This is a genomic window from Oleiphilus sp. HI0132 (genome assembly GCF_001635845.1).
Map to the genome: position 1 here is coordinate 1 of NZ_LWGJ01001036.1, position 12,485 is coordinate 12,485.

The window sequence follows — 12,485 nt, forward strand, 5'->3', positions numbered from 1 at the left end:
ACTCATTTAAGTTTAATAAGTATTTAGGTTTTATGGGTAATCTTCTTTCATAAATATAGGAAGCTTTTTCAGGTTTTACAAAGAAAAGCTTCAGAATTCTGACAAAAAAAAACCGACTACTTAGTAGTCGGTTTTGAATCAATCAATTAGCTAAACTTTAACGCTTACCTGAACGACGCAATGCCGCAGGCGTGAAGTCCTTACTCTTAAAGCTCTTTGAGTAGTCATAGCGAATAGGAATCTCATTAGCTAAACCACCTACAATATATCGACCAGACAACAAGTCGTGCAACGATTCTGCTGTTGTAATATGAGCTTTCACATCATAAAAGAACTTGTTATGAGCCTCACCAAAACGCCATAGCTCTCCACGACCATCATAATGATCTGCAACTAGGATTGCCCAAGAGTCCTCATCAATATAGAAAGTACGCTTTGAATATACATGACGCTGCCCTGCTTTAAGGGTACCGGTAACTTTCCACACCCGGTGCAGCTCGTATCGCATCACTTCTTGATCTAGGTGACCTGCTTTGATGATATCGTCATACTTGATACTCTTATCATCCATCGCATAGGAATTATAAGGAACGTATAGCTCCTGCTTTCCTTCTAGAGCCCAGTCATATCGATCCATCGCGCCATTGTACATATCGAAGTTATCGGTAGTACGCAAACCATCCGCCGCGGTTCCTGGTCCATCATATGCAACCTGAGGAGCTCGACGAACACGTCGCTGACCAGCGTTATATACCCACGCTCTACGTGGTTCTTTAACTTGGTCAATTGTTTCGTGGATAAGTAGAACGTTACCCGCCAAACGAGCCGGTGAAGCTACGCGCTGCTTAAAATACCAAAAGACGTTTTTATCTCCATTCTTTGCAGCATCCGTCAATTCCAATCGCTCAGAATAATGTTCTACGAAACGAATTGGTGAGAAGTCTCCTGATTCAGTAGGTGTAACCTGTACGTAGTCACGAACAAAGCTTCCCCCTCTTGAACGCATAATATGGTTCCAAACAACTTCTTTAGCATTCTTTGGAATTGGGAAAGGAATTGCACCTTTATAGCCTTGCACGCCATTCCCGTCATCAACCATTTCAGCATTAGTCGCATTATGCTTGAAATACTCACCGAATTTATCAATATAACCAACTGAACGATGAGTAGGATACACCTTCATTTTATAAGTAGAGTATCGCTCCAGGGTCTTCTTCTGACCATCAGACAACTTATCTGCATACTGAGCCATATTGTCTTTAGTAATCGTGAACAAGACCTGATCCGAAGCAAAAGGATCCGGATAAGGTTCACCCACCTTATAATCAGCAGGTGCTTCTACACCACCCGTCCACTCAGGAATTGTTCCATCTGCATTCCCTGCTTTTTCTGCACCAATTGGCGTTAATTCATTCCCTAATTTCGCCGTTTCTTCTGGTGATACTTTTGCCATGACATTTGCCGCACTAAAGCTTGCAGCAACAACACCAATGGCACACAAAGTTTTTATCATTTTCATTTAGACTACCTCGTTAAACCAAGCCAATGGGTTATTAGAATGAGTACGAAACACTAAGCGCAAGACTATCTCGGTCGGAGATTGTGTTATGAACCCCTCCACCGAAGTAATTGGTATACGCCAAGGTTGCACTGTACTGGTTTAAATAATCTGCTCTGACTGACAAGCCAAGAGATTTACGCCCCTCGATAAAGTTAGCACCAGGACCTGGCGCATAACCTTTCACATCATGGCTCCAAGCGACCTGTGGCGTCATATTCACACCGGCAAAAACATCGTTATATTGTAATGAGGTTCTCATACGGTAACCCCAAGAGAAGCCAGTAACATAACCCTCATCATCGCATGGACCTGTATAGGTTGGGTTTGAGCTGGCCAGAACGCCTTGACAAGTTAGCTCACCCACGAGATCGTCAGTCAGTTGACCATAACCTAACTGATCAGTCCGACCATAGCGGATTTCATCAGTATCAGGTAAGTTATGAACATATGTAGCACCCACCTCACCAACAAAGGCTAGACGGCTCGCACCCCAAATTTGATCAACAAACTTAATGGCGGTCATCTGAATCTGCGATACATCATAAGCGTCATAACCCGCTTGGACACTTCCATATAAAGGCGCTAATTCATCCGAAGTTATCGTTCCATCGCCGTTACTGTCAGTTGCTCTACTAGTAACGATAGGCGATACAACGTTACCTCTCGTTGCAAGCACTAAGTCTGGAGAGTTGAACTGCAAAGGCATATCATGCTTGAAGCTATACTCACCACCTAATGAAATACCACCAGGCCCAGTCGTGTTAAAGCTGAGACCTACCATTTGAATCTGTTCAGGGTACTGAATTTGATACTCAGCAGTCGAAAACTGTTCATCACTATCTATCGCACCGTCGCTATCAACGTCGGTACCGACTCTACCACCAACAATTGGTAAGCGACTATGGTATTGCAAGAAGTAGAAACCAAACTCTGTTTCATTCAAATCTGCAGCAAACCAGCGTAAAGCAATACCAAACTGATCAGTATCATCGGGCTTGTCATCATACATTCTCTGCAAGCCGGTTTGTCCACCCTGGTTCCACTCTTCAGTCATGAAGTTAGCACCCCAAACAGGGCCGCAACCATCGGCTACATAATCATTTGTAGAGAAGTAGGTTCCGCAATCATCAATTCGCGAAGGCTCATACTCTAGCTGAATAAACGCTTCAATCGTAATATCATCCGTTAAGCCAAGTGAACCATAAAGCATGTTTACAGGAATCAAAGCTTCTTTGATTTCTGCGCCAGGCGCTCGAATTGCACCAATATCTACTGGGTTAATAACGTTAATACCGTTAAAAATAAAGGTACTCTCACCCCAGCTGACTACCTGCTTACCTAGACGAAGGTTAAGAGGTGTATCACCAAACCAGAAATCTCGCCAGATATACGCGTCTAAAATTTCTCCGCCAGACGCGTTCGCTTTACCATTCTTACTCAACTGACGCTGATAACCATTGACGTCGGTATCCCTGTCACCATCTTTTAGCTCAAAGTCATACCAATACTTTGCACGAGCAAATACACCCCAGTCTTCATAAGTGGCTAAAAAGTCACTGGTACCCTTGACGATCTGCGAATAGGCATCACCCTTATCGAAATTAAGGTTACCGTCATCAGTATTGATTGAGAAACCTGACCCGCCATTACCTGTTCCGATCAGACGGTCGTCTCTACCTTCTACTCTCCAACTCGAGCCAGCACTAATATTAGTATCAAAACTTGCTTCTATATCGCCCATATAAAATTGAAAGGCGCTAGCAGGTGCTGACAATGTGGCCGCGACTGCCGCTGCTAAAGGCAGCTTTGCAAACTTATGCAACCGCTGTGTTTTTTTCGTCATCGAACGCTACTCCGTTACTTTGAGATTATTAATCTTTAGGCTCAGTTCAAGTGATTTTTCTTGTTTGGTGAAACCAATAAAGCCTAAGATCAAATCGATGTTGTACTACATGACAAGCTAAGCCCCAACAGAACCTTGTTAGCCATGTTGTTTTTCTAGATCCGCCGCTCTGAATAATTTCGGAGAGCTGCAAATACACTTAAAACAAAGCATAGACGCAAATTCTTCATTCCACCAACTTATAGGGAATTTTTTTTTCGACACCGATTCCAAGTAATTGGCAAAACAATCAGCGCGTATAAAAACAAGAGATATAACTGACTAAAACTTAGCTAAAATGACTAGTTTTAAATCTGAGAGAGTAAACAAAAAATACGGCGGCGAGCGCAACAAGACCACTAATAATAAAGGTCCAGTAATAGCCATATTCAGATACGACTACGCCACTAAAATAAGCACCTGCCGCACCGCCCGCACCGAAACCCAAACTACTATAAAGTGCCTGCGCCCGCCCCTGGTGCCTGAGTTTGAATCGCTGATGAACAAATTTGATCGCTGTCGCATGCATCGCTCCAAAAGAAAATGCATGAATACATTGTACGATAACAATTACCATCCAGTATTCTGCAAGCAGCCCTGTTACGACCCACCTGAAAGCAGTCAGCAATAAAGAAATAGCCATAATCAAACGTATCGAATGTAAGCCAAACCAACGGTGCATATAAATGAAGAGAAGCACTTCAGCAATAACACCTAAGCTCCATAGCACCCCAACCTGCGCAGTGCTATAACCCAAAGATTCCATGTAGATACTAAAATAAGTGTAGTAAGCGCCGTGAGAAACCTGCAATAAAAAGCAGACGATAAAGAATTGCTGAATATCACGTCGCTTTAAATACACCATAAAGCCATGGCTAGCTTCATCATGGCTTTGCGTTCTTTTCGGTTCCTCAAAATGAACTAAGCTGCTAACAAAAATCAACGCGATCACACAGAGCAAACTTATAGGAAAATATGCAATCCCCCAAATATCAAATACTATACCGAATCCCATAACACTAAAGATAAACCCGACTGAACCCCATAGCCGTATCCGCCCATACAACTCTTTCTTACTACCCAGATTAAAAAGCGTTACGACCTCTATCTGTGGCAAGACCGCATTCCAGAAGAAACTAAATAAGACAATAACTAGGGCATAAGCCTGAAAAGTGTTGGCAAAGAAAAAGCCGCTATAACAGACAAGCGTCATTAGCGTCCCAAAACGAACCAGAAAGACATTGTTACTAAAACGATCAGACAATGCGCCCCACAGTAAGGGAGCAAGCACCTTCGTTATCATCAATAAGGAAAGCAGCTGGGAGATTTCTAATAAGCTGAAGCCCTTACTATCGAGATATAGCCCCAAGTAAGGCGCCATGACACCTAGCAAGGCAAAATAGGTGAAATATAAAAATGATAGCTTCAGATATAAAACTGGCATTAAAAGCCCTGGCAAGCGAATCGAAAGCCAATAGAAGTCAGACTATTGATACGCAAAACTTCGTTGATCACACCCAAGCATCATAAGCCTAGGTAATTTGCTATTTCATAGAGATCTGGCCGCCCCTCTTCAAAGCCAAAATAGCAAACGGCTTCAGAACTCTCAGACTTAGCATCGTACTCAGAAACAACAAATTCGCACTGGTATTTTTTAGCAAGATCATATAAAAAATTTAGCGGTTCTTTTAGTTTAAATTTGGATTTCACCCGTAATGCAAAACCAAGTTTCCAGTCCTCTAAACATTCTTCAGGTCGAAAATCCAACAAACTAATAGAAGTCTTATTATTGAGCCAAGCACTTAGTTCAGCGAGTAGATCTTGAGAAATTTCTTCAATATCAATATCTGAATAGGATGAGCTATCTATATAGATGTGAATATCCATTACCCGCGAATACCTTCTGTTGTGAATACTAAACCCTATTATGTACGATAGAATTAAATTACTCTAAATAAAAAGTGCACTAATATCTCGACCAAGCTCACGTCAAACATTGCGACTCAAAAAACTCAAACCCAGAAATAATAATGCACGCTTTTAGTGCTGATCATTGTTTTTAGCGCTACGTTAGTGCACACATACAAGCAATATACGATAAATTCAAGAATTTCCTCTCCTGCTATTGAAATCCAATTTCAATTTAATTAATTTTGCACTGCCTTATAACAGTGCAATTTTGAAAATTAATTTTTGCACCAAAAGAACTCCGGCGCCATACGAAAAACAATATAAAAACGATAAATATCGCTTAGGCAAGAACTAATTACGCCATTTATTAAGCGACTCAGACATACAGGGCTACATATGAAATTAATTACGGCAATCATTAAACCTTTCAAACTAGATGACGTCAGATCAGCACTCACCGAATTAGGGCATCACGGCATGACTATCGAAGAAGTTAAAGGCTTTGGTCGTCAAAAAGGCCACACAGAGCTCTACCGTGGTGCCGAATACGTGATCGATTTCATTCCAAAACTAAAACTACAAATTGCCGTTGCAGAAGACGCTGTAGACCAAGCCATTGAAGCCATTATTTCAGCAGCAAACACTGGAAAAATCGGCGACGGTAAGATCTTTGTCAGCCCTATGGAACAAACCATTCGCATCCGCACAGGCGAGACCGGCAACGACGCCCTCTAAACAGAATCGAATTAAAAACAAACTCTTTACTCTTTTTAAAAATCAGGAGCTCTCTCATGAACAAACTCTTCCTGCTAGCTGCATCACTGCTAGCACCGTCTTTGGCTTTTGCTGAAGATGCGCTTAACGGCGCAAATACCGCCTGGATCCTTACCTCTACAGCCTTGGTATTGTTTATGACCCTACCAGGCCTAGCATTGTTTTATGGCGGTTTGGTTCGAAGCAAAAACGTTCTATCGGTGCTAATGCAGTGCTTTGCGATTGCAGGTATTTCTTCATTATTATGGTTCATCGTAGGCTACAGCCTGGCGTTTACGGAAGGCAACAACTTTATCGGTGACTTCAGCAAAGTTATGCTATCTGGCGTAACTCGTGAGTCTTTAGAGGGCGACATTCCAGAATCCTTATTCATGCTATTTCAAATGACCTTCGCAGTCATTACACCCGCACTAATTGTGGGTGGTTTCGCAGAGCGTATGCGTTTTTCTGCAATGGTTCTTTTCAGCGCAATCTGGTTATTAGCTGTCTACGTACCTATTACTCACTGGGTCTGGGGCGGCGGCTGGTTAGCTGATATGGGTCTATACGACTTCGCGGGCGGTACGGTAGTTCACATTACTGCAGGTGTTGCAGCGCTGGTTGCAGCGATTGTGATCGGCCCTCGAAAAGGCTTCCCAACAACAGCGATGCCTCCTCATAACATGACAATGACTGTAACAGGCGCAGGTATGCTTTGGGTTGGCTGGTTCGGCTTTAACGGTGGTAGTGCTTTGGCCGCTGACGGTAATGCAGCGATGGCAATGCTTTCCACACATATTTCTGCTGCAGCGGGTACGCTTACCTGGTTAGCTATCGAGTGGAAAAAGTTCGGTAAGCCAAGCGCTCTGGGTGGCGTAACAGGTATGGTCGCAGGCCTGGGTACCATTACTCCTGCTTCTGGTTTTGTTGGCCCTGGTGGCGCATTATTAATCGGTATTATGGCGAGCATAACATGCTTTTACGCAGTTCAGTACGTAAAACGCGTGTTGAAAATTGATGATTCATTAGATGTATTCCCGGTTCACGGCGTTGGCGGCATTATCGGTACTTTGTTTGCTGGTATCTTCTCTGCAACAAGCCTTGGCGTTTTCAGTGGTTACGGTTTTGCAGACGGAATCGAGTCAATGGCTGGCCAGCTTAGCGTTCAAGCCGTTGGTGTAATCTCTACCATTGTTTATACAGCTGTTGTTACCTGGATCATACTTAAACTCGTCGCAATCTTTACACCTTTACGCACGACAGATGAAGAAGAAGTTCAAGGCCTTGATGTCGTTGACCATGAAGAAACTGGCTACAATCTCTAAAGGCCCAAACGGCATTTGATCACACTTTAATCAAAGCCAAACACAAAACATGAATATTATTCATGTTTTGTGTTATCCTCCTTTTCTATAGCCTAGCATGAGCACTCTCCATGCCTGAGCAAATATAACAGGAGGCAAGCATGACCCATCTCAAGATCACCTTTCTAGTATTATTATTCCTAAGCATCAATATGACTGCTTGCAGCAGTGACTCGCCCGAGGGTTTTAAAAACATCTCATGGTCAGCCCAGTCGTTGCCTAAGGACTTACAGCGTATTTATCAGCAGAGCTGTAAAAATTGCCACGCAAATTCTGGCACTGGAGCGCCACTCACGGGGGACTCCAAGACCTGGAATAAGATTCTCGAAAACGGGATTGACGCCAGCGTTGAAAAAGCTATCAACGGCTCCGGTGGTATGCCGCCAGGTGGTCAGTGCTTTGAGTGCACTCCTGATCATTTCGTAAAGCTTATTCGTTATATGAGTAAGCCCCTTGAACAACAGTTATAAGGATGCGGCCATGAATAGACGTAGCTTACTAAAGTCACTTATCGCCACTACGCTTACCAGCTCTCTTCCACTGAGTAGCATGCTGGCAATCAATGCCCAGGCTTCTACAAGCACAAAAAGCTTCCCTTGGAAAAACTGGTCTGGCAATCAAAAATGCGTTCCGAGCGAACGCTTAGCGCCCGCCTCTATTGCTGAGCTGCAAACTCTGATTCGGCAAAAGCAACCCGGCATCCGGGCCTTGGGCAGCGGCCACTCCTTCTCTGCATTGGTTCCTACTAATGACATACTGCTTTCTACCCGGCGACTATCCGGTTTAAAAAGCATTGATAAAGAAAAGCAGCAAGCCACTTTCTATTCCGGAACTTTACTTAGTGAGTGCGGCCCTATACTCAACGAAAACCATCAAGCGCTAATTAATATGCCAGATATTGACCAGCAAACCCTTGCTGGCGCCATCAGCACCGCAACGCATGGCACAGGCATGTCATTAGGAAGCCTATCGAGCTATGTCATAGGCCTTGAAATGGTTAGCCCACAAGGTGATCTTGTTCAATGTTCTAATGAGCACAATCCCGAGCTATTTAGGGCAGCTCAGGTTGGCCTGGGAAGCCTCGGTATCATCACCTCAATCACGATGCAAAACCAGGCGCCATTTAACCTTATACGCGAAGCACAATGGATGAGTTTTGAAGACGTCACTGAGCAAGCCCATAAACTTGCCAAGGACAACCGGAACTTTGAATTCTTCTATTTCCCCTTCACCGGCATGGCGCTCACTGACACCTTAAATATCACCAATGAGCCCCCCTCATCGTCAGAGGAAATTGATGGTAACAGCGGCATTATGGACCTTAAAGCCGCCAGAGACTACTTGGGCTGGTCGAGTCAACTGCGCGAGTTGATTATCGGCACCTATATGAAGACCCTTGAAACACATACAAATATTGACCATTCCTACGCTATTTACGCCAATGATAGAAACGTCCGCTTTAATGAAATGGAATATCATCTTCCCGTAGAAGAAGGAATCAAAGCCTTAGGTGAAGTAAGAGACACCATTGAAAAACACTTTAGTGAAGCATTCTTTCCTATTGAGTGTCGCTTCATTAAAGGTGAAGAAGCCTGGTTAAGCCCCTTTTATCAACGTGACTCCATATCCATCGCAGTGCATCGTTATTTTGAAGAAGATTACCAACCGATGTTTAAAGCAATTGAGCCAATTTTTCGAAAGTATGGAGGACGACCTCACTGGGGCAAGCTTAATACATTTAGCCGCGAAGAGTTCAAGAAAAGCTACCCAAAATGGAATGATTTTATTGAGCTAAGACGCAGCTTTGACCCAGAAAGCAAATTCCTGAATACCTACCTGAAAGACACCATCGCTTAAGGTCTAGCTAGCGCCGGGAAAGAGCCTATTCAGGCTCTTTCCAAGCCATCAGCATCTCACGGGTTTTAGGGTAAACATCCATAAATTCTTGATGCATAGGTAATATGTTTTCGATAGGCTGCCCGTCTTTGCAAGCTATCTCAATTTTCTTTGCTGCCTCAGCGAGCGCCAAGGCACTCAAATTGGCAGCAACGCCCTTTAGAGCATGCGCGCTATTTCCTGCCGCTTCCAGATCGCCTTTATCGATATCTGATTGCAGAGTATCAACATACTGCGGCATATCACTCAAAAACGAAGCTATCATAACTTTCAGGATTTTGGACTTCCCCATTACCCTGCGTAATACATCACTTTCATCCCAAATCTGCAACTCAACCCCCTTCGTTTCATCTGGTACTGCCTCTTCAACTATTGCAGAAGCCTCTTCACTTAAATCACAACTTTCGCTCACTTTTACAATTTCACCTACTTGGGCTGCCTTCTGATCAACACCCGCCACAAGGTGAAAATAGAGCTTTCTTTCCAAAACCTCAGTATCGATAGGCTTGGATAAATAATCATTCATTCCTGCTTCAAGGCAGCGTTCCTTATCGCCCTTCATTGCATTCGCTGTCATCGCCATAATAGTGATATCTTTATAACGAATTCCAGCCGCACCACCTCTTATTTCTCGTGTTGCTTCATAGCCATCCATACCTGGCATCTGACAATCCATAAGAATCAGGCTATACGGCAAATTGTCTGGCGAATTTTGCAAAGCAACCAACCCACTATCGGCCAAATCAGCACTGAGCTTCAATATATCCAGCAATGCTAAAGCAACCATTTGATTGACATGGTTGTCTTCGACCAAAAGAATACGGGTATTATCCGGCCACTGGTAGCCACCTGGTAGGCTATCCTGATTCTGATGAATACCGCCATGCTTCAAGCCACGATCATGATCACCCGCCTCTTGCCCACCCTTACACACACTCTCTTCTGAGAAAATAATATTAAGAGAGTCGAACAAATCTAAGGTCGTGGTTGGTTTTGGAAAATAGGCACGACAACCCAAGTCTGAAAAAAACTGTGAGTCGCCCCGGTTCTGCAAGGATGTCATCATCACTAGGTTTGTCTCAGACAAACCCTCTTCCTCTCTAAGCCTTTTCGCCAGTTCAACACCATCTATACGCGGCATATCCATATCAATAAATATAGCTTTATACCGAATAGTTTCACTATCCTGAGCAGCCTTGGTCAACATATCCATGGCGTCGCTAGCTGAATCAGCCTGCGCTACATTTGCTCCCCATACTGTTAGCTGACGCGTCAAAAACTCCCGATGACTGGTATTATCATCAACAATCAGGATATCAGCCCCCTTGATATCGACATCGGGGCTAACCGTTTGAGATTGTTCACTTGTTTCAAGCAAAAGGTTAAATCTGAAACAACTCCCCTTACCCGCCTCGCTTTTAACAGAGATGCCGCCTCCCATCATTTCGCATAACTGCTTAACAATCGCCAGCCCTAGACCACTGCCACCATACCTTCTGGTCGTTGAGGCATCGACTTGAGTGAATGAGTCGAACAACTCCGCTATTTTATCTTTTGGAATACCTATACCGGTATCGGATACTGAACAATTTAGGCGAAGGAGGTCTCGACCATCTGCAGAGAGCTCAGGAGTTAGCGACACTTTCACATAGATCTCGCCTTCGTGAGTGAATTTAATCGCATTACCCACCAGGTTTGATAGAATTTGCCTAATTCTTCCAGGGTCCCCTTTTACCAGGCTATGTTCAACATCAACAACGTCAATAATCAATTCAACATCGTCTTCACAAGGGCGATGACCGATGGCTTCAGAAAATTCGCCAATCATTGAGCGCAAGTTAAACTCTAGAACTTCAATATCCAACTTGCCGGCTTCGATCTTGGAAAAGTCCAGAATATCATTGATCACAGCGAGCAAAGAATGAGCACTCGATCGAGCTAAGGTCACTTGATGATGCTGCTCTTTATTAAGCTCACTATTAATTAGCAGCCCCAACATACCTAAGACACCATTCATTGGTGTACGTATTTCATGGCTCATGCTGGCTAAAAACTCGCTTTTGGCTCTAACAGCAGACTCGGCCTCATCCCGGGCAACGATAAGCTCTTTAGTCTTCTGCTCTAATGCTGCCAATGCATACTTAGATTCTTGATCACTCGCCTCTAAAGCCTTTTCATGCATTTGCCTCATTACCAGCATATGATTGAACGCTTCAGCCAAGCGTCCTATTTCATCATTGCTATCAATCTCGACTCGCTGATCCATCTCTCCTGCCGCAACAGCCATTGTTGCTTCTGCAAGCTTTGTAATGGGCCTAGAAACTCGTCGTGCCTGCCACAAAGCCAAGACAATACTAAGCAGCCCGGTCAGTATGACAAATACCGTTACTATCTGTTTTAGCCAATACGCCGAAGCCAAAGCTTCTTTCTTATCTACCTCGCTGATCAAACTCCACTCAATATTAAATATGCGTACCGAGTGATGAATACCAATTACCTCTTCACCATTCGGCCCCACATATTCGTAAGCCTCTTCATAGTCATGCTCCAAGTCATGAGTTTGGAATTCTGAAGTTTTTTTACACCTATAAGCTTTTGATACAACGCCTTCTTCAGCACCTACTGCATGCTCCTTTCGCCACTTTTCGAATTGTTCAGTTGCGATAGTTCGCTCCAGAATCTCTGACTGATCATCGATACTGGTTCTAAGCAAGCCGTCGGCACCGACTAGATAATGTGAAGCATTAATTTTCGCCAAATCTCGTGACAGCAGGTTTATCAATTGCTCTAATCTAATTTGAATAGCAAAAGAACCGATAACTGCGCCGTCACCCGAAAAGATCGGTGCCGCAATAAAACCATCTGGGCGCCCCTTAGATGGCGCATAGCGTTCGATATCTGAAAAAAGCGTTTTCTTCTGTTTGAGTGTTTACTGCACAAGCCACGAAAACTTTGTCTGGGCATAGCGCCCGTCGAAAAGATTGGTACCAAAGTCATCTTCATGCTCAATGGTATACAGAATATTGCCTTGATTATCGATTAAGAATATATCGTAAACATAGGGATAAGCAGCGCCTATCGCAACTGAACAATTCGAAAAGTGGCGAAAGGAGCATGC

At 43.8% G+C, this 12,485-nt stretch carries 10 protein-coding genes; 4 read left to right on the plus strand and 6 right to left on the minus strand.

The genetic code is table 11. The annotated features are described in order from the left end of the window. Positions 1-157 precede the first annotated feature (157 nt). The 4 genes from A3766_RS12235 to A3766_RS12250 all read right to left on the minus strand — a co-directional run bounded on the left by A3766_RS12235 (position 158) and on the right by A3766_RS12250 (position 5,330). Entirely contained in the window at positions 158-1,519 is a 1,362-nt protein-coding gene (locus A3766_RS12235; protein WP_068515587.1) for a DUF1329 domain-containing protein, read from the minus strand. A 34-nt stretch (positions 1,520-1,553) separates the two neighbouring features. Then, the gene (locus A3766_RS12240; RefSeq protein ID WP_068515590.1) at positions 1,554-3,404 is read right to left on the minus strand and encodes a DUF1302 domain-containing protein; all 1,851 of its coding nucleotides are present in this window, start codon (positions 3,402-3,404) and stop codon (positions 1,554-1,556) included. Between the two features lie 328 nt (positions 3,405-3,732). After that, complete coding sequence (locus tag A3766_RS12245) at positions 3,733-4,887, minus strand: MFS transporter (protein ID WP_068515593.1); 1,155 nt, start codon at positions 4,885-4,887, stop codon at positions 3,733-3,735. A gap of 80 nt (positions 4,888-4,967) precedes the next feature. After that, positions 4,968-5,330 carry a hypothetical protein gene (locus A3766_RS12250; RefSeq protein ID WP_068515596.1) on the minus strand — a complete coding sequence of 121 codons (363 nt, stop codon included), beginning with the start codon at positions 5,328-5,330 and terminating at the stop codon, positions 4,968-4,970. 420 nt (positions 5,331-5,750) lie between these two features. On the opposite strand from A3766_RS12250, the gene A3766_RS12255 reads away from it, so the two are divergent. The 4 genes from A3766_RS12255 (at position 5,751) to A3766_RS12270 (ending at position 9,328) form a co-directional block, all read left to right on the plus strand. After that, positions 5,751-6,089, plus strand: a complete 339-nt coding sequence (locus tag A3766_RS12255; protein ID WP_068515599.1) for a P-II family nitrogen regulator — start codon at positions 5,751-5,753, stop codon at positions 6,087-6,089. 56 nt (positions 6,090-6,145) lie between these two features. Further along, positions 6,146-7,432 carry an ammonium transporter gene (locus tag A3766_RS12260; protein ID WP_068642276.1) on the plus strand — a complete coding sequence of 429 codons (1,287 nt, stop codon included), beginning with the start codon at positions 6,146-6,148 and terminating at the stop codon, positions 7,430-7,432. Positions 7,433-7,572: 140 nt separating this feature from the next. Further along, positions 7,573-7,941 (plus strand): cytochrome c5 family protein, encoded by a 369-nt coding sequence (locus tag A3766_RS12265; protein WP_068515605.1) that lies wholly within the window; start codon positions 7,573-7,575, stop codon positions 7,939-7,941. Between the two features lie 10 nt (positions 7,942-7,951). Then, positions 7,952-9,328: a D-arabinono-1,4-lactone oxidase gene (locus A3766_RS12270; protein WP_068515609.1), complete on the plus strand. Its 1,377-nt coding sequence runs from the start codon at positions 7,952-7,954 to the stop codon at positions 9,326-9,328. 25 nt (positions 9,329-9,353) lie between these two features. Here the strand turns inward: A3766_RS12270 and A3766_RS12275 are convergent, their stop codons facing one another. Together A3766_RS12275 and A3766_RS32015 are read right to left on the minus strand one after the other, a co-directional pair. Then, positions 9,354-12,149: a hybrid sensor histidine kinase/response regulator gene (locus A3766_RS12275; protein ID WP_068642278.1), complete on the minus strand. Its 2,796-nt coding sequence runs from the start codon at positions 12,147-12,149 to the stop codon at positions 9,354-9,356. A 147-nt stretch (positions 12,150-12,296) separates the two neighbouring features. After that, a partial coding sequence (locus tag A3766_RS32015; RefSeq protein WP_231882897.1) for a hypothetical protein occupies positions 12,297-12,485 on the minus strand: 189 nt, incomplete at its 5' end.